The following is a 16,007-nucleotide window of genomic DNA, read 5'->3' on the forward strand; positions in this document are numbered from 1 at the left end:
GGGAGAGTTCATCAAGAGATTCTTAAGTTGCCGATGGACGGAATCCCCGTAGTCGCAAGCTGTTGGTAACAACGAACACGCTGCTGAAGGCCATCGCGGCACCCGCGATCATCGGGTTCAACAGGCCCAGCGCCGCGAGCGGGAGTCCAGCGACGTTGTAGGCGAACGCCCAGAAAAGATTCCCCTTGATCGTGCCCAATGTCTTGCGGGACAACCGAATCGCGTCCGCCGCCACGCGCAGGTCGCCGCGCACGAGCGTCAGGTCGCTCGCCTCGATCGCGACGTCGGTGCCGGTTCCCATGGCCAGCCCCAGATCCGCGGCGGCGAGTGCGGGCGCGTCGTTCACGCCGTCGCCGACCATCGCCACAACTCGGCCCTGTGCTTGGAGATTCCTGATCGCGTCGACTTTTCCGGCGGGCAGGACGTCGGCGACGACCTCGTCGATCCCGACCTCGGCGGCCACCGCGGCGGCCACGTCGGCGTTGTCGCCCGTCAGCAGCACCGGGCGCAGGCCGAGCTCTCGAAGTTCGCGAATCGCTTGCGCGGACGTGGGTTTCACGACGTCCGACACGACGACGAGTCCGACAACCTTGTCATCAAAGGAAACCGCGACAACAGTTCGAGCGCCCTGTGCAACTGAAGCCTCGGTCAGTTCTTCCGGAAGTGAAACGTTCCAAAGCCTTCCGACCGCTACGCGCTTTCCTTCGACGACGCCGCTGACACCGACACCGTCCGTGGAAACGAAGTCCGAAACCGGCAGAAGATCCGGCACCTCGCGCACGATCGCCGCCGCGATCGGATGTTCGGACGCGTTCTCGACAGCGGCGGCGAACCGCAGCACCTCGTCGCGCGACACGCCGTCCGCGGGGATCACGTCGACCAGCGTCAAGCGCCCTGTCGTCACCGTGCCGGTCTTGTCCAGCACCACGGTGTCCACGCGCCGCGTCGACTCCAGCACCTCCGGACCCTTCACCAGGATGCCGAGCTGAGCGCCGCGCCCGGTGCCCACGAGCAACGCCGTCGGCGTCGCCAGGCCCAGCGCGCACGGGCACGCGATCACGAGCACCGCCACCGCCGTCGTCACCGCGAACTCCAGCGGCCGACCGGCGAGCAGCCAGGCGGCCAGGGCGAGCAATGCGATCACAACGACAACGGGGACGAACACAGACGACACGCGGTCCGCCAGCCGTTGCACCTCGGCCTTGCCCGCCTGCGCCTGCTCGACCAGTCGAGCCATCCGGGCGAGCTGGGTGTCCGCGCCCACGGACGTCGCTGAAACGATCAAACGACCACCCGCGTTGACCGTGCCTCCGACGACCGGTTCTCCCGCCGAAACCTCGACCGGAACGGATTCTCCGGTGACCATCGAGCGGTCCACGGCCGAGCTGCCTTCGACGACTAGGCCGTCCGTGGCGATCCGCTCACCCGGACGGACCACGAACCGTTCGCCGACCCGGAGCTGGCCGATGGGTACACGGGTCTCCACGCCGTCCCGCAGCACGGCGACGTCCTTCGCTCCCAACGCGAGCAGCGACCGCAGGGCGGCACCCGCGCTGCGCTTCGAACGGGCCTCCAGCCAGCGTCCCAGCAGCAGGAACACGGTCACGCCGACCGCGACCTCCAGGTAGATGTCCCCGGAGCCTGCGGGACGCGGCAGGAGGCTGAACTCGTGCCGCATGCCGATCGTGCCCGCCGTGCCGAACACCAGCGCGTAGAGCGACCACAGGTACGACACCGTGACGCCCATCGAGACGAGGGTGTCCATCGTGCTGGCGCCGTGCCGTGCGTTGACCGCGGCCGCACGGTGGAACGGCCAGCCGCAGACCCACACGACCACGCTCGCCAGCGCCAGCGACACCCACTGCCACGTGGGGAACTGCAGCGCCGGGATCATCGAGAACGCGATCACCGGCGCACCGAGCGCCGCCGCCAGTCCGAACCTCAGCCCCAGGTCACTCGACTCCTCGGCGACCTCGGGGGTGGGTTCCTCCGCGTCGTAGCCCGCCGCGCGCACGGTCGACACCAGGTCGTCCACGCGCAGGTTGTCCGGGAACTGGACGCTGGCCTTCTCGGTCGCGTAGTTCACGGTGGCGGAGACGCCGTCGAGCTTGTTCAGCTTGCGTTCGATGCGCCTCGCACAGGAGGCGCACGTCATGCCGCTGATGCTGAGCTCGACGTGGCGAGGCTCGGTCGTGGTCATCAGGCGACCTGGTACCCGGCCTCGCTGACCGCGGCGACGACCTCGGTGCGGTCGAGCTCGCGGTCGCTGGTCACGGTGACCGCGCCGGTCTCCAGGACGACCTCGACGCCCGTGACGCCGGCGACGTCGCCCAGCTCCTCCTTGACGGAGCTGACGCAGTGGCCGCAGGTCATGCCGGTGACGGTGTAGGTGGCAGAGACGGACATCGGAGTCCCTTCCTCGGTACGGGACGCCGATCATACCCCCCTGGGGTACGAGGTCTACTGAGGACCGTCAGGTTTCGGCTGGTCCAGGTTCTGGATGTCCGACTCGATCTTGTTCACCAGGTCGTCGAGGCCTTCGAGCATCTTGTCGAGCTCGGCCATCTTGGCGCCGAACGCGGACTCGATGTCGGCGTCGATGGCGGCGAGGTTGGCGGCGCTGATGGCCTTGAGGATCTCCTGCGGATCGACCTCGGGAGCCTCGGGTCCGGCCGGTGCGGGCGGTATCTGAGGTGTGTTTTGGCCCTCTGGTTCGGGGGAAGGCTCCGGCGTGGGATCAGTCATCCGTCCATCTTCCCTTGGCGAGATCCCCACGAGACAGGCACCACACCTGTACGGAAAGTAACGCTGGGTGGCGGTGGAATCACTCTGCGGGGGGCTGCGGCCGTTGTCCCAGGTCGCTTAGCCTCCCGACACACCTCAAGTCGGGGAGGGTGCTATGAGCGGGTCACTGGAAGTGCGGAAGTTCCTGTTCACACAGGACGACAGCATGTCGCGACAGGGCGGGCCGAACGTGCCGGCCCAGCGCAGCGGAGAGCCCTCGCGGATCTCCGACGATCAGGTTCACCGGGCGAGGCTCGCGGTGGCGCGGAGTGCGCTCGGCGCCGAGGACTGCCGGATGCTGCTCGACATGCTGGGTCTGTCACCGGGAGAGGACGGCGCAACGCCTCCAGTGCAGCGGTGAAAGCCGTGCGCACGCGAAGGCGGCCCTGACTCCAGACGCGCACCCCCCGGAGCGCGTCTGCGGGACAGGGCCGCATCTCGAAACATACCCACCGGTCTCTTTAGCGGCAACGGCTAACCTTTACCCATGCCCCAGCAGGATCGGGCGTATGCGACACGCGAGTCGATACTCCAGGCCGCGGCCGAGGAGTTCGACCGGCTCGGTTACGAGCGCACGTCGCTGACCGCCGTGCTCGCGCGCGCCGGGCTGACCAAGGGCGCCTTCTACTTCCACTTCGCTTCCAAGGAAGCGGTCGCCGTCGCGTTGATCGAACGGCAGAGCGACCTGTGGGCGCGGATGCGGGAGACGTGGCAGGCGCGGGGTGTCGACCCGTTGAGCGCTCTGCACGGGATGTTCGCCGAGTCCGCCGACCGGATGGCGGCGGACGTCGTGCTGCGTGCGGGCGTCCGGCTCAACGCCGACCGCGAGATCGGTTATCCCGGCGTGCCTTCCACTCATGTCGGGTGGGAGAAGCTGATCGCCGGCTACGTGGCGGAGGCCGCCGAGCGCGGAGATCTGCGCGAGGGCGTCGATCCCGAGGCCGTGGCGCGGACGTTGTGCGGGGCTGCTCTCGGTGCTCGGTTGATCTCCTCGGCGACGACGGCGTGTGCCGACTTCCCTGCTCGGATCCGCGAAGTTCTCGCCCATGTGCTGCCGTGCGTCGCGTCTTCGTCGTGGAAGTTGTCTGGATCACAAAACGCCGTTGACGGGGCCGATGTGCCGTGAGCAGGCATTTGTTGATCTGGGCGATCTCGGCCCGGGGGTGGTTTGAGCAGGTCAGCGCATAAGTGGGACCCCCGTTTTGGAGGTGCGCGGACCTATGCCATATGCTTACGATGCTTCCAGAGACCAGCTAGTCCCCATCATCTAGCGGCCTAGGATCCCGCCCTTTCAAGGCGGTCGCGCGGGTTCGAATCCCGTTGGGGGCACGCAGTAAAGTAAGGTACGGTAAGACAGCAAGAGCAAGGCCCAGTGGCGCAGTTGGTTAGCGCGTCGCCCTGTCACGGCGAAGGTCGCGGGTTCGAGTCCCGTCTGGGTCGCTTTACCTTTCTCATGGCCAGGTAGCTCAGTTGGTACGAGCGACCGCCTGAAAAGCGGTAGGTCGGCGGTTCGACCCCGCCCCTGGCCATCCTTCTTCGAAAGAAGCCCCGCAGTTCGCTGCGGGGCTTCTTTCGTTATGTGGTCAACCTTGCGATGGCTTGGTCGTCGTGGGTTTTGTAGCGGGGCCAACGCTTGTGCTCCGAATCACCGCGCTCTGCTTCCCGGATTCGGTCGAGTGCTTCGCCCAACGGGATTTCCGCGAGGTCCTCCCATCTGAAGAGTCCGTACTCGGTCACTCCACATGAGACGCCGTCTGTGGCGACGATCACTTTCTTGATCTCTTCGCGCGGCCAGGTCGCGGTCAGAGCCTGGTGTCCCGCAACGGGATCGGCCTCGGCGACCCAGTAGCCGTCCGGCTTGTTCTTCCACCGCAGGATGTCCGGATCCGGTCGAAGATCTTCGAGCCTGGTGTCCTCGAGCACGTGGGTCGTCTGTCCGAACGCGACTACCGGGGTGTCGCACAGGACCAGGGCGTCGATCTGCGTCTCGGTCCACCTGACGATCGCTGCCGTCGCGGACGGGGAGTCGCCGGGGATGAGGGCGTGCTCGGCGACGAGGTTGGTGATTGCCCGGGCGAGGACGTCCTGGAGCGGATCCGTTCCGTTGATCAGTTTCGCCAGCTCGTCGGCGAGTTTCGTGGCGTACCAGCCGCCGTTGCGGTCCGGTGGCCTGGTTCTGCTGGTGACGCCGTCGAGAACGATCACGGCGTTGGGCGTGACCCGGATGCGATCTTCGGTGACTCGGCCCGGAGCCCCCTGCTCAGCGGTCTCGATCTTCACGCTCTCACCGTACGTGTCAACTCTGGTTGACAGCCTTGGGTTGTCAACGTACGTTGACATCATGACTGAAGCGACGGATCTCGCCACAGCGGCTGGGGACTGCGACCCGAAGGTGGGGTTGCGGGCCGTCAGCGCACTGCGGCGACTTTTGGAACATCTGGAGGCCGCCCAGGTCCGCAGCGCGCGGGCCCAGGGCTGGTCGTGGCAGGACATCGCGGCGGAGCTCGGGGTCTCCCGTCAAGCGGTGCACAAGAAGCACGGGGGTCGATGATGATCGCGGAGAGGTTCACCAAGGAGGCCCGTGAGGCCGTGAGGGCCGCGGTGCGGGATGCGGAGAAGGTGCACGCCGGCGAGGTCGGGGTGGAGTTCCTGTTGCTGGCGTTGCTCGACGCGCCGGTGCTGGAGGGGTTCGACCTGCCGCAGGACGAGCTGGAGACGGCGTTCCGCGACTACCGGCGCAAGGGCGGGCTGACCAAGGCGGACGCGGAAGCGTTGCGGGGCTTGGGGATCGACGTCGACGCGGTGATCGACTCGGTGGAGCAGTCGCTGGGATCCGGGGTGCTGCGGCCCGGCCCGCGCCGGCGGTGGTTCGGGATGCCGTTGGAGTCCGCGTTCAAGAAGGCGCTGGAGAACGCGTTGCGCGAGGCCCGCGACCTCCGCCACAACTACCTGGGTGCTGAGCACATCCTGCTGGCTTTGTTGCAGGGCAAGGGAATCGTGGCGGAGGTGCTGGCCGAGCGCGGGGTGACCTACGCGGAGATCAGGAAGCGGGCTGCGAGCGCTCGCGCCACGTGAGCGCCGGCAGGAAGAGCTGCGACAGCGGGCCGATGCCGAGTGCGTAGAGGATCGTGCCGATGCCGACGGTGCCGCCGAGCAGCCAGCCGGTGGCGAGCACCAGCAGCTCGACGACGGTTCTCGTCAGGCGCAGCGAAACGCCTGTGCGACGGCAGAATCCGGTGACCATGCCGTCGCGCGGGCCCGGCCCGAGGCGTGACCCGACGTACGCGGCGAACGCGACGGCGTTGAGCACGATGCCCAGGGTCAGCAGCACGATCCTGGGCAGGAGTTCCTGCGGCGCCGGGATGATCGCGAGCGACACGTCGACGCTGACGGCGATGAGCACGACGTTGGCGATGGTGCCGACGCCTGGTTTCTGTCTCAGCGGAATCCACGCCAGCAGCACGACGACACCGGTGATCGCGGTGATCAGGCCGAAGCTGAGGCCGGTGCGCTTGGTGAGGCCCTCGTGCAGCACGTCCCACGGGTCGAGGCCGAGGGTCGCGCGGATCTGCATCGCCATGCTCGCGCCGTAGAGCCACAGGCCTGCGGCGAGTTGGGTGAGGCGACGGACGGGTGCGACTCGGACGGAGACCTGGTGGAGTGCGGTCATGGTGGCCATGTGGCCATCTTGAGCGTCGATTGGCCTGGTAATCCATAGCCAATTCGCGATAATTGGCCTCATGCTCCCACCAGGTGGACGTATATCGGGCGTGCGGCTCGCGCGGTTGCTCGGGTCGTGGCGACGAGGTGGCGCGCGGCAGGGGTCGGCTGACCTCGCCGCAGCCGTCCGGTTGCTGGTCACGGACGGCCGGTTGCCCGTCGGCACCCGGTTGCCGTCCGAGCGCGAGCTCACCGACGCGTTGCCGGTGAGCCGGACGACGATCACCGCGGCTTTGGACCAGCTGCGCGCCGAGGGGGTGGTGGAGTCGCGGCGCGGGTCGGGGTCGTGGATCAACGGACCGGTCGGTGCGGGTGGAGGGATCACCGGCTTCGACGACACGTTGATCGACCTGTCCCGCGCCGCGCCTCCCGCGTTGCCGTCGTTGCGGGCGGCGATGGACGTGGCGATGCTCCAAATGCCGGAGCACCTGGCGACGCACGGGTACGACGAACGGGGGCTTTTGCTGCTGCGGCAACGGATCGCCGACCGGTATGTCGCACGTGGACTGCCGACCTCCGCCGACCAGATCGTGGTGACGTCGGGAGCTCAACACGCGTGGGCGTTGGTGCTGCGGCTGTTCGTGGGTCCCGGCGACCGCGTCCTGGTGGAGCAACCCAGCTACCCCAACGCGTTGGAAGCGGTGCGTGCTTCGTACGGAGTTCCGGTGCCCGTGCCGATGCTGGCCGACGGGTGGGACGTGGACGGGTACGAGGCCGCTCTGCGTCAGGCGGGCCCCCGTTTGGCCTATCTGATCCCGGAGTTCCAGAACCCGACCGGGTTGTTGATGTCGGCCGGGCAGCGGGAAGCGCTTTCCAGCGTGCTGCGCAAGGCTCGTACGCCGATGGTCGTCGACGAGACTTTGGCCGAGCTGTCGTTGGGCTCGGCTGAGATGCCGTTGCCGATGGCGGCGTTCTGCGGGGATTCGGTGGTGACGCTGGGATCCGCGAGCAAGTCGCATTGGGGTGGACTGCGGATCGGGTGGATCAGGGCGTCGCCGGACATCGTGCACCGGTTGCTGTCGACGCGGGCGGCGATCGACCTGGGCACGCCGGTGTTCGAGCAGCTCGTGCTGGCCTCACTGCTGGAAACGCCGGAAACCGTTCTGCGGCAACGACGTGAGGAGGCTCGGGAGCAGCGGGACGTGACGGTGGCTGCTCTGCGCGAGCACTGTCCACAGTGGAGTTTTGTGGCACCGGCCGGTGGGCTCGGCGTGTGGTGCGCGCTCGACGGTCCGGTGAGCACGCGAATCGCTGTCGTGGCGCAGAACCACGGCCTGCGACTCGTGCCCGGCCCCCGGTTCGCGGTGCACGGCGGCTGCGAGAACATGCTCCGAGTGCCGTACACGCAGTCGCCCGAAGTGCTGCGCGAAGCCATCGGCCGTTTGGGCGTGGTGGCTGCATCTGTTGCAGGAACAGGGTTTCCGGCGGATGCCGAGGTTTTGGGCCCGGTCGCTTGAGACACGTCGGCCCGGTCTCCCGCAGCGGTGGAGACCGGGCCGACGAACTTGCCACCGGGTTGACCTGCGGCGGGGAACGTCCCAGGGATTGACGTCCCCCGTCCGCAGGTTTTCCCGTGCGGTCCGAGAACTGCGGGGGCAGCGCGGCACTCGGACCAGACCCGACCTGCCAGGGCGCGGTTGGCAGGTCAGGAAGACTGGGTTCCTTGCGTACAACGGGAAATGTGATCCGGAGTTACTGGCGCGACGGAACGAGACGGTCACAAATCGCGCAGAGGGCAGAGATGTCCCGTCTGACTCAGTCGGGTGACGTGCTCGGCAAGCCTTCGAGGCTGCCGGGTGAACGTCCGTCGCTGCGGTGCTCGACCGACCACGTGGTGGGCGGGAACAGCGAGTTGTGCGACGTCAGAACGGCGAGCACGCCGCGCGTGCCGCCGGAGTTGTCGGTGTGGCCGGACGACGCGGAGGCCGTCGCGACCACGGGCGCCTGCTGCGGCGTGGGCAGCGGTGCCTGCTGACCGGGTGCGGTCCAGTTGAGGTCGCTCGACTGGACGGGCTCGGTCCTGGTCTGGGACGGCACGGGCAGATCGGGCAGCTGCGGCACGACCTTTTTGACCGGAACGATCTTCGGCGCGGGCGGAGGAGGAGGCGCGGGGGCCTCGGCGGCGAGCTTCGCGGCGATCTTGGCCGCGCGCACCTGGGCCTTGGCCTTGACGACCTCGGGCGGCGCCTCGTTGCTCACGGTGCCGGACCGCGTGTTGCCCTGGGAGCCACCGGTGAAGTCGAGAACGGGCCCGTCGTCCTCGTCCGCGGGCGCTTCGTCGTGCGGCTTGGCGACCGGCGGCACGACCCTGGGGGTCTGGTGGCGGTCGAGCACGCTGTTCGTGAGCGCCTGGGCCCACCCGGCCGGGTCTTCCAGCAGCGCGGGGGCCTCCGCCGTGATCTCGACGGCCGGCGGTTGCTCTGGGCTGGCGGACGCGTCGGTCCCGCCCAGCAACCAGGCGGCGGCGGTCAGCCCGCCGAGCGCAGCGGTCCGCAGCAGCAGTGCACGAACTCCACCACCAGCCACAGGATCACCGCCCGTCCACCGTTAGGTCACCGCCAACACACAGCGCTGTCGGAGGTCGACGTTGAGCTATGTCTAGCACTGGTGAGTGATTTTGCGAACCAACTCCGAACAAAACACTCGGAAGGGCGTTCTCGTGCGGCTGTCCGTGTTGCCCTGATCAGGCATGAACACCGTCAGTGTCGTCATCGGATCGAGTGACATTGCGCCTCGCTCCCCTGTGGACCGTGTCGCGCCGGGGGATGGTGTCCGATGTGGACGCGCAAAAGCAGGTCAACAGCCTCTCTGAGCTGGTCGATCACGCCTCCCGTGCCCTTGGCCCGGTCCTGGCGCACGACGCGCTGGGTCCAAATGAGTGCTTGGTCCGTTCGGGCGAACTGATCGTCCTGCCGGCGGACGCACCCACTGTGCGCAAACGCTTGCGAGGTGTCTACTCCCACGAGGAGATCTTCGCGGGCGCCATCCGCATGCACCTGAAGGCCGTCGAGCGGGATCGCGTGGTCGAGATCGCTCGCGAGGTGGGCGCCACTCCGAACCACGTCCACCTGGCCTGCCCGATCATGATCGGCACCTCCCGTCCGGTGGTCGGCGGCCGCCTTCCGGAGCTGCTGGGCGAGGGCACAGTCGCGCTGCTCGACACCTCGCTGGAGGACCCGCACGGCGCTCTGGTCGCCGGCGTGCTCCGCCACCACGGCGCCTCGGTCCGCCCGTTCCCGGTGCTCTCGGCCTCAGGCTTCGGCGACGACCTGACACTCGCCGCAGCCCTGCGAGCCACCCGCTCCCTCCCCGTCGTCCTGGTCGCGTCCGGCACCTATTCGTTCAACGACGAATGCCCACCCGTCCTGGCCTCCTGCGGCACCAACGTCGTGGCCTCCGCCGGCAACGGCGCCTCCACCCGCCCCTGGTGGCCGGCCGCCCTCCCGTCGGTGACCGCAGTAGGAGCCTCTGCCTCGTTCTCGGGCCACGGCCCGTGGGTCAACGTCGTAGTCGACGGCGTCGACGTCCCGTCCACCGTCGGCTCGACTCAAGCCCTGTGCACCGGCACGTCCTTCGCCGCAGCCCTGCACGCCGCCACCCTCGTCCCGGTGCCGTAGCAACTGAAACCGAGGTGCGCCACAGCCCTAGCGGCCTCGACGGGATGGTCGATCCGTCGATGCACCTCCGCCATGGCCTCGCCGACCCGCGCATCCGGCACCGGCAACACGCTCGCGATCACGGCTCTGGTCCCCGCATCGAGAAACGCGCGCGCCAACCCCGACTCGCACGCCGACAGCACCACGACCTCGGGCGGGTTCTCGAGGCGGGCGATGTCGTAGCCGTAGAGCGGACCATCTGCGAGCTCCAGGAACGAGAACAACGGGTTGTCCGCGTTCGCGTGCCCGTGAGCCGCGATGTGCGCGACACCAGCGCCTTCCAACCCGCGGAGAGTCTCCTCCACAGTGGACCTAAAGATCGAGCCGCCGTGCTCACGTTGCAGCGCAGCGACTTCGCCGTGGGTCAGCCCCGGGCCGCTGATCCACACCCGCGTCGACGTGTGGCGAGGTTCGCGCCAACTCCTCAGTCGTGGCAGCACATGCACCTTTGGCCGGAGTGCGGCCCACGGCATGTCGTGCAGCGCACCGTCCGGAACAACGACGACCTCGTCCACCTCCGGCAGCAGGTCGTTCGCGACCGGTCGGCCTGCTCTCAGCGCGAGCTTGGCCGTGCGAACGAGCTCCGCCGGATCAGCCACCACGCGCAGACGTGCTCGCCCGCCCATCAGCGTCACCGCGGTCATCTCGCCTTCGCGCACGATGAAGCTGACCAACGGCAGATCGGGTGGTGTCGCCTGATCTGCCGACGACCTCGGTCCGACGGCGAGCGCCAACCGGCGGACATCTCGTTCCAGCGCCTCCATCGGCAGCCCGAACGCCCTCGCCCGCCGTAGCCGCGTGAGTGCTCGCACGAGCTCGGGTTCGTTGGGAGGCAATGACATCGTGCTGGGAGCCCGATGCTGCTCCGACCAGTGCAACACCTCGCGTGCTGTCCGTGCGAGGCCCAGCGCGTGTCCGGTGAGCTCCCGGCGCGGCCAGTCGCCGAGGTGCTCGTCGAGCAATCTGACTCCCGCGCGGCACGCGGCCAACGCCCCACGCCGATCCGACCGGCGCGCCTGCGCCAGCCACCCGAGCGTCCGCGTCTGCACCGGCCCGCGAAACCGATGTGCCGCAACAGCATCAAGCTCCCCCGCGGCGAGCATGAACTCGACGTCCGATCCCGCCAGCTTCACGGCAGGCGCGGGATCGCCGTCACGCAACGCACAACGCGCGCTCAGCACCGCGAGCTCGGGAACGTGTCTCTTGCACCGGCGCAACAACTCCAGCGCGGGTGTCAACACCCGCCGGGCCTCAGCGGTGAGTCCGGCCGCGAGCAACGCCTCGGCCCTGTCGACGAGCGCTTCCGGCCGGCTCGTCGAGTCAAGTCCGGCCTTCGCGGCCTCCTCGTACCGCCGCAGCGCCAGCGGCAGGTTGCCCGCGAGCATCGCGACGAATCCCCTGTTGTGCAGGCACATCGCCGCCCGGCCAGGCTCGCCGATGGCCTGCAGCAGGGTCTGCGCGGCGGTGAAGTCGATCTCCGCCTTGGCCAGCTGAGTGGCATTGCACCGAGCGATGCCACGGCCGACCAACGCGTTGGCGAGCCAGCGTTCGTCTCCATGCCGCCGCAAGTCCTTGATGACCGCGGTGAGTTCGGCGATCGCCAGCCGCGGTTCGGCCGAGTTGCAGAGGTGCAGTCCGCGCAAGCACCGCGCCCGAGCCAGCTCCCGCCCGCGAAGGTGCGGCGTGGCCAGGTCGAGGTGCTGCAGGCTCTGCTTGCGTCGCCCTCGGTCCAGGTCGACCCACGCCAACGTCAGGTGGAACCGCGCCTCGCCGGTGAGCCGCAACCCGCGCCCGGCAAACCGAGCGGCGATGTCGAGGTGGCCGAGCTCGACGTGGGCGATGCTCAGATCGTGTAGCGCATCTGCCCGCTGACTTCGAGTGCCGCGCACCTGAGTGCTGTCGATGGTGGCCTGCGGATGCGCGCTGGCGCTCATGCGACGAACCACCCCGTCGTCAGGCCCAGCGACGGAACGGTCACGCACACCGGTCCGGGCTGGACGTCGGCCCGGAACCAGCCCTCGGCGTCCGGGCGAAGAGCCTGCACCGACGAAGGTGAGCGGACCTCGACGGACACGCCCTTGTCGTCCAGCACGCCGGTCAGCCGAACGCTGGACGCGCCAGGATCGAGTTGCAGGTACATCCGGCCTACCCCGACGTGGAACATGAGCTGGCGGGACGGTCCGCGCACCGGCTCGTCGACGGGCTCCATCAACGCGAAGCCGGTCGGGCGCGGTGCCAGGGCAGGCGGTGGCACGTCCGAGCTGAACAGCGCGGCGATCTCGGCCAGCAGCGGGTCGCTCATCGGTGGGCCTCCAGCTTCCGGCGCAGCTCAGCCAGGCAGCGGCTGCGCGTCGAGCCAACGCTCCCCACGTTCATCCCCAGGGCGTCGGCGACCTGTGCATAACTCAGCTCCGGGCTGTGGGCAGCTATCCGCAGCAGGCGTTGGCACCGCTCGTTCAGCAACGCCAGGGCTGTCCACAGGCGGCGGTGCCGGTCGTTGGTCACGGCCACCTCGTCGGGCGGAGGAAGCGTCGACTCCGGCTCCCAGAGGTCCAGGGAGACCTCGCGGCCGCGGGTGCGCAGGACGGCGATCGACTGGTGTGTGGCGGTACGGACCAGCCAGGTGCCCAACGACTCGGGTTGGCGGATGCGGGTGAGGTGTTCAGCCAGGCAGAGCCAGGTGCACTGGTAGACGTCAGAGGCGTCGGAGTGGCTCAAGCGGAACGATCTGGGCACCGACCAGACGAGCCGGGAGTAGCGTTCGACCAACGCTTCCCAGCCCGCCAGGCCTGCGCGGGCCGCTGAGACGACTTCGGTGTTCGAGTCCATGCCATTTGGAGTCGAACTCGTGCGTCAAGGCTCCACGTCTCACCCGAAAGTGGGTTGTCCACAGGTGTGGAGGAACTCATCCACACCTGTGGACAACTACAGCTTGTGGAGTCGCTCCACGGCCTCGTCGATCACCGCGTCCTGCTTGCAGAACGCGAACCGGATCAGGTGCTGCCAGTCCGAGGGATGGTCCGTGAACACCTGCACCGGCACGGCCGCGACGCCGATCCTGGCGGGCAGGTCGCGGCACAGCTGCAACCCGTCGGTGTACCCGAGCGGCCGGACGTCGGCGCAGATGAAGTAGGTGCCCTCAGAAGAACGCACCTCGAAACCGGCCGCACGCAGCCCCTCGGCCAGACGCGCGCGCTTCGAGGCCAACGAGTCACGCAGCCCAGTGACCCAGTCCAGCTCGGCGGTCAGCGCGTGCGCGACGGCGGGCTGGAAAGGCGCCCCGCCCACGAACGTCATGAACTGCTTGGCCGCACGAACCGCACCGACCAGCTCGCGAGGCCCGCACACCCAGCCGATCTTCCAGCCCGTGCAGTTGAACGTCTTGCCGGCACCGGAGATCGACAACGTGCGCGAGGCCATCCCGGGCAGCGAAGCCAGCGGAATGTGGGTCAGGCCGTCGAACACCAGGTGCTCGTAGACCTCGTCGGTGATCGCCAGCAGATCGTGCTCGACGCAGAGCGCCGCGATCGCTTGGAGCTCCTCCAAGCGGAACACGGTCCCGGTCGGGTTGTGCGGCGAGTTGACCAGGATCGCCCGAGTCCGCGGCGTGACGGCCGCCCGCAACGCGTCCACGTCGAGTGCCAAGCGGCCAGAAGAGTCCTCGCGCAGACCAACGGTCACCCGAGTAGCCCCGGCCATCGCCACGGAAGCCGCGTAGGAGTCGTAGTACGGCTCGATCAGGATCACTTCGTCGCCGGCCTCGACCAGCGCCAGCAACGAAGCCGCGATCGCCTCGGTGGCCCCGACCGTCACGAGAATCTCGGTGTCCGGGTCGTACGACAGCCCGTACCGCGACCGGTGGGCGGCGACGGCCGCGCGCAACACCGGCATGCCAGGACCCGGCGGGTACTGGTTCACGCCGGAAGCGATCGCCGACTGGGCCGCCGCGAGCATCGACGAGGGACCGTCGGTGTCGGGGAAACCCTGGCCGAGGTTGACGGCGTTGTGCTGCACGGCCAGCGCCGTCATCTCCGCGAAGATGGTCGACGTGAACGGCTGCAAACGAGGGACTAGCGCTGGTACCCGCACAACGCAGGATCTTCACGGACAATGACGGTGTGGAGCAACTGACCGCCGCTGACCAGCAGAAGCGCACCGACCTGCGCAAGATGAAGCTCGTCGCGACGAGCTTCCTGATAGGCGCGACGGTCATCTTCTTCGGCACCCACGCGTTCGAGGGCGCGTGGGTCGGTTACGTCAGGGCGGCAGCCGAAGCGGGCATGGTCGGCGCGCTCGCCGACTGGTTCGCGGTCACGGCACTGTTCAGGAGACCCCTCGGACTGCCGATCCCGCACACCGCGATCATCCCGGAACGCAAGAACATGTTCGGCAAGACGCTGGGCGACTTCGTGGGCGTCAACTTCCTCAGCCCGGAAGTGGTCCAGGACAAGCTCCGCAGAGCGGGCATCGCGGAACGCGCCGGTGCGTGGATCAAGCAGCCCGACAACGCCGAGCGCCTCACCAACGAGCTGGCGAACGTCATCAAGGGCGCCATCACGGTCCTCAAGGACGAAGAGGTCCAGGCCGTCCTGGAGCACGCGATCGTCAAGCGGGTCACGGCGAGACCCTGGGGCCCACCGCTCGGCAAGCTCCTCAACCAGGTGCTCACAGATGGCGCGCACCACAAGCTCGTCGACCTCATGTGCGACCGCGCGTACGAGTGGGTGCGGGACAACTACGACAAGGTCAGCCTGATCGTCACGGACCGCGCGCCCACGTGGTCGCCCAAGTTCGTCGACGCCATGCTCGGCGACAAGGTGTACACCGAGCTGGTCAACTTCGCGTGGGCGGTCAAGACCGACGTCAACCACCCGATGCGGCTCGCGATCGACCAGTTCATGATCGAGTTCTCGGACGACATGCAGACCGACCCGGCCACCATGCAGAAGGCCGAGCAGGTCAAGCAGCAGGTGATCGACCACCCGGACGTCCAGAAGCTGATCAGCAGTGCGTGGGGCACGGCGAAGAAGATGCTCATCGACGCCGCCGAGGACCCGTCCAGCGAACTGAGGAAGCGCGTCACCCAGGGCCTGGTCACCCTCGGCACCAACCTCACGACCGACGAAGATCTGCGCGCCAAGGTCGACGGCTGGCTGGAGCAGGCCGCCGGGTACGTCGTGAGCAACTACCGCGCGGAGATCACCACGCTGATCACGGACACGGTCGAGCGCTGGGACGCCGAGGAGACCTCGCGCAAGATCGAACTGCAGGTCGGCAGGGACCTGCAGTTCATCCGGATCAACGGCACCGTGGTCGGCGCGCTCGCCGGCCTGGTGATCTACACCGTGGCCAACGTGTTGTTCTGAGTAGCTCGGGTTCGTTTTCGGAAAGTGCGGGCCTTCTCCCTGTTGCCGCACACCTGCATCGAGCACCAGGTGCGCGAGCGGTTGCGCGAACGGTCGAAGAACGCACTCATGCAGTCGTCGGCGGGACAGATCTTGAAGCGCTCCCAGGAACCCAGCACCGCGAGCCGAGCGGACGCCGCGAGCACCGCGCCCAGGGCATCGGAGCTGGACAGGACGGGCACGCCGTCGGTCAGCTCGATGTGGACCACACCCGCCGCGGTCTGAGGGCCTGACGAGCCCTCGATCGACGACCGCAATGCCGCCCGCGCGGCGCGCGCCTGTGCGATTTCCCCGCTCCGCCCGAGGCCGCGTTCGGTCACCCAAGCGCGCCAGGAGGCTTCACTGTCCAGTACGTGTCGAGTGTTCAGGAAGTCGAGCAGCAGCTCGACGTCGTGATCCCAGCCGACAGTCAGACCAGTCACCCCACCACTGTAGGCGCCAC

At 68.2% G+C, this 16,007-nt stretch carries 18 protein-coding genes and 3 tRNA genes; 10 read left to right on the forward strand and 11 right to left on the reverse strand.

Annotated elements, in window-relative coordinates; genetic code table 11:
• Positions 1 to 22 precede the first annotated feature (22 nt).
• Genes AB0M24_RS25460 through AB0M24_RS25470 form a run of 3 tightly spaced genes read right to left on the reverse strand, consistent with a single transcriptional unit; the run spans position 23 to position 2,745 of the window.
• Positions 23 to 2,200, reverse strand: coding sequence for a heavy metal translocating P-type ATPase (locus AB0M24_RS25460; protein ID WP_363772588.1), 2,178 nt, complete (start codon positions 2,198 to 2,200; stop codon positions 23 to 25).
• Positions 2,200 to 2,406 carry a heavy metal-associated domain-containing protein gene (locus AB0M24_RS25465; RefSeq protein ID WP_363772591.1) on the reverse strand — a complete coding sequence of 69 codons (207 nt, stop codon included), beginning with the start codon at positions 2,404 to 2,406 and terminating at the stop codon, positions 2,200 to 2,202. The genes AB0M24_RS25460 and AB0M24_RS25465 overlap by 1 nt, the downstream gene beginning before the upstream one ends.
• A 54-nt stretch (positions 2,407 to 2,460) precedes the next feature.
• Positions 2,461 to 2,745: a hypothetical protein gene (locus AB0M24_RS25470; RefSeq protein ID WP_363772594.1), complete on the reverse strand. Its 285-nt coding sequence runs from the start codon at positions 2,743 to 2,745 to the stop codon at positions 2,461 to 2,463.
• Positions 2,746 to 2,899: 154 nt separating this feature from the next.
• Between AB0M24_RS25470 and AB0M24_RS25475 the strand changes: the two genes are divergently transcribed.
• The 5 genes from AB0M24_RS25475 (at position 2,900) to AB0M24_RS25495 (ending at position 4,313) form a co-directional block, all read left to right on the forward strand.
• Positions 2,900 to 3,145 carry a hypothetical protein gene (locus tag AB0M24_RS25475; RefSeq protein ID WP_363772598.1) on the forward strand — a complete coding sequence of 82 codons (246 nt, stop codon included), beginning with the start codon at positions 2,900 to 2,902 and terminating at the stop codon, positions 3,143 to 3,145.
• A 126-nt stretch (positions 3,146 to 3,271) separates the two neighbouring features.
• Positions 3,272 to 3,910 carry a ScbR family autoregulator-binding transcription factor gene (locus AB0M24_RS25480; protein ID WP_363772601.1) on the forward strand — a complete coding sequence of 213 codons (639 nt, stop codon included), beginning with the start codon at positions 3,272 to 3,274 and terminating at the stop codon, positions 3,908 to 3,910.
• 130 nt (positions 3,911 to 4,040) lie between these two features.
• Positions 4,041 to 4,113 (forward strand) — tRNA-Glu (locus tag AB0M24_RS25485).
• Positions 4,114 to 4,150: 37 nt separating this feature from the next.
• Positions 4,151 to 4,224 (forward strand) — tRNA-Asp (locus AB0M24_RS25490).
• A gap of 15 nt (positions 4,225 to 4,239) precedes the next feature.
• Positions 4,240 to 4,313, forward strand: a tRNA-Phe gene (locus AB0M24_RS25495).
• 46 nt (positions 4,314 to 4,359) lie between these two features.
• On the opposite strand, the gene AB0M24_RS25500 is transcribed toward AB0M24_RS25495, so the two are convergent.
• Positions 4,360 to 5,064, reverse strand: coding sequence for a protein phosphatase 2C domain-containing protein (locus AB0M24_RS25500; RefSeq protein ID WP_363772604.1), 705 nt, complete (start codon positions 5,062 to 5,064; stop codon positions 4,360 to 4,362).
• Between the two features lie 61 nt (positions 5,065 to 5,125).
• On the opposite strand from AB0M24_RS25500, the gene AB0M24_RS25505 reads away from it, so the two are divergent.
• Both AB0M24_RS25505 and AB0M24_RS25510 read left to right on the forward strand, forming a co-directional pair.
• The gene (locus tag AB0M24_RS25505) at positions 5,126 to 5,335 is read left to right on the forward strand and encodes a helix-turn-helix domain-containing protein (RefSeq protein WP_363772607.1); all 210 of its coding nucleotides are present in this window, start codon (positions 5,126 to 5,128) and stop codon (positions 5,333 to 5,335) included.
• Positions 5,332 to 5,859 carry a Clp protease N-terminal domain-containing protein gene (locus AB0M24_RS25510; protein WP_363772610.1) on the forward strand — a complete coding sequence of 176 codons (528 nt, stop codon included), beginning with the start codon at positions 5,332 to 5,334 and terminating at the stop codon, positions 5,857 to 5,859. The genes AB0M24_RS25505 and AB0M24_RS25510 overlap by 4 nt, the downstream gene beginning before the upstream one ends.
• Here the strand turns inward: AB0M24_RS25510 and AB0M24_RS25515 are convergent.
• On the reverse strand, positions 5,825 to 6,463 hold the full coding sequence (locus AB0M24_RS25515) for a hypothetical protein (protein ID WP_363772613.1): 639 nt from the start codon (positions 6,461 to 6,463) through the stop codon (positions 5,825 to 5,827). The two genes, AB0M24_RS25510 and AB0M24_RS25515, sit on opposite strands and share 35 nt — an antisense overlap.
• A gap of 61 nt (positions 6,464 to 6,524) precedes the next feature.
• Here AB0M24_RS25515 and AB0M24_RS25520 point away from each other — a divergent pair, with 61 nt between their 5' ends.
• Positions 6,525 to 7,961 (forward strand): PLP-dependent aminotransferase family protein, encoded by a 1,437-nt coding sequence (locus tag AB0M24_RS25520; RefSeq protein WP_363772616.1) that lies wholly within the window; start codon positions 6,525 to 6,527, stop codon positions 7,959 to 7,961.
• 298 nt (positions 7,962 to 8,259) lie between these two features.
• Here AB0M24_RS25520 and AB0M24_RS25525 read toward each other — a convergent pair whose 3' ends face one another.
• Entirely contained in the window at positions 8,260 to 9,030 is a 771-nt protein-coding gene (locus AB0M24_RS25525) for a hypothetical protein (RefSeq protein WP_363772619.1), read from the reverse strand.
• A gap of 224 nt (positions 9,031 to 9,254) precedes the next feature.
• Between AB0M24_RS25525 and AB0M24_RS25530 the strand changes: the two genes are divergently transcribed.
• Positions 9,255 to 10,121 carry a S8/S53 family peptidase gene (locus AB0M24_RS25530; protein ID WP_363772622.1) on the forward strand — a complete coding sequence of 289 codons (867 nt, stop codon included), beginning with the start codon at positions 9,255 to 9,257 and terminating at the stop codon, positions 10,119 to 10,121.
• On the opposite strand, the gene AB0M24_RS25535 is transcribed toward AB0M24_RS25530, so the two are convergent.
• The 4 genes from AB0M24_RS25535 to AB0M24_RS25550 form a co-directional block, all read right to left on the reverse strand.
• On the reverse strand, positions 10,052 to 12,094 hold the full coding sequence (locus AB0M24_RS25535) for a CHAT domain-containing protein (RefSeq protein WP_363772625.1): 2,043 nt from the start codon (positions 12,092 to 12,094) through the stop codon (positions 10,052 to 10,054). The two genes, AB0M24_RS25530 and AB0M24_RS25535, sit on opposite strands and share 70 nt — an antisense overlap.
• Positions 12,091 to 12,462 carry a hypothetical protein gene (locus AB0M24_RS25540; RefSeq protein ID WP_363772628.1) on the reverse strand — a complete coding sequence of 124 codons (372 nt, stop codon included), beginning with the start codon at positions 12,460 to 12,462 and terminating at the stop codon, positions 12,091 to 12,093. Before AB0M24_RS25540 ends, AB0M24_RS25535 begins: the two co-directional genes overlap by 4 nt.
• Positions 12,459 to 12,989, reverse strand: coding sequence for a sigma-70 family RNA polymerase sigma factor (locus tag AB0M24_RS25545; RefSeq protein WP_363772631.1), 531 nt, complete (start codon positions 12,987 to 12,989; stop codon positions 12,459 to 12,461). The genes AB0M24_RS25540 and AB0M24_RS25545 overlap by 4 nt, the downstream gene beginning before the upstream one ends.
• Before the next feature lie 96 nt (positions 12,990 to 13,085).
• A complete protein-coding gene (locus AB0M24_RS25550) occupies positions 13,086 to 14,249 on the reverse strand; it encodes a pyridoxal phosphate-dependent aminotransferase (protein ID WP_363772634.1) in 1,164 nt (387 codons plus the stop codon).
• Between the two features lie 80 nt (positions 14,250 to 14,329).
• Between AB0M24_RS25550 and AB0M24_RS25555 the strand changes: the two genes are divergently transcribed.
• Positions 14,330 to 15,526 (forward strand): DUF445 domain-containing protein, encoded by a 1,197-nt coding sequence (locus AB0M24_RS25555; protein ID WP_363772831.1) that lies wholly within the window; start codon positions 14,330 to 14,332, stop codon positions 15,524 to 15,526.
• Here AB0M24_RS25555 and AB0M24_RS25560 read toward each other — a convergent pair.
• On the reverse strand, positions 15,499 to 15,987 hold the full coding sequence (locus tag AB0M24_RS25560) for a CGNR zinc finger domain-containing protein (protein WP_363772637.1): 489 nt from the start codon (positions 15,985 to 15,987) through the stop codon (positions 15,499 to 15,501). The genes AB0M24_RS25555 and AB0M24_RS25560 overlap by 28 nt on opposite strands.
• Positions 15,988 to 16,007 lie beyond the last annotated feature (20 nt).

It is taken from the genome of Lentzea sp. NPDC051838, assembly GCF_040681245.1.
Classification (GTDB): Bacteria; Actinomycetota; Actinomycetes; order Mycobacteriales; family Pseudonocardiaceae; genus Lentzea.

What these genes read in the sequence shown, in the direction of transcription:
- AB0M24_RS25460 (WP_363772588.1), bottom strand. Translation starts at nt 2,200, where the DNA reads ATGACCACGACCGAGCCTCGCCACGTCGAGCTCAGCATCAGCGGCATG.
- AB0M24_RS25465 (WP_363772591.1), bottom strand. Translation starts at nt 2,406, where the DNA reads ATGTCCGTCTCTGCCACCTACACCGTCACCGGCATGACCTGCGGCCAC.
- AB0M24_RS25470 (WP_363772594.1), bottom strand. Translation starts at nt 2,745, where the DNA reads ATGACTGATCCCACGCCGGAGCCTTCCCCCGAACCAGAGGGCCAAAAC.
- AB0M24_RS25475 (WP_363772598.1), top strand. Translation starts at nt 2,900, where the DNA reads ATGAGCGGGTCACTGGAAGTGCGGAAGTTCCTGTTCACACAGGACGAC.
- AB0M24_RS25480 (WP_363772601.1), top strand. Translation starts at nt 3,272, where the DNA reads ATGCCCCAGCAGGATCGGGCGTATGCGACACGCGAGTCGATACTCCAG.
- AB0M24_RS25505 (WP_363772607.1), top strand. Translation starts at nt 5,126, where the DNA reads ATGACTGAAGCGACGGATCTCGCCACAGCGGCTGGGGACTGCGACCCG.
- AB0M24_RS25510 (WP_363772610.1), top strand. Translation starts at nt 5,332, where the DNA reads ATGATGATCGCGGAGAGGTTCACCAAGGAGGCCCGTGAGGCCGTGAGG.
- AB0M24_RS25515 (WP_363772613.1), bottom strand. Translation starts at nt 6,463, where the DNA reads ATGGCCACCATGACCGCACTCCACCAGGTCTCCGTCCGAGTCGCACCC.
- AB0M24_RS25520 (WP_363772616.1), top strand. Translation starts at nt 6,525, where the DNA reads ATGCTCCCACCAGGTGGACGTATATCGGGCGTGCGGCTCGCGCGGTTG.
- AB0M24_RS25535 (WP_363772625.1), bottom strand. Translation starts at nt 12,094, where the DNA reads ATGAGCGCCAGCGCGCATCCGCAGGCCACCATCGACAGCACTCAGGTG.
- AB0M24_RS25540 (WP_363772628.1), bottom strand. Translation starts at nt 12,462, where the DNA reads ATGAGCGACCCGCTGCTGGCCGAGATCGCCGCGCTGTTCAGCTCGGAC.
- AB0M24_RS25545 (WP_363772631.1), bottom strand. Translation starts at nt 12,989, where the DNA reads ATGGACTCGAACACCGAAGTCGTCTCAGCGGCCCGCGCAGGCCTGGCG.
- AB0M24_RS25555 (WP_363772831.1), top strand. Translation starts at nt 14,330, where the DNA reads ATGAAGCTCGTCGCGACGAGCTTCCTGATAGGCGCGACGGTCATCTTC.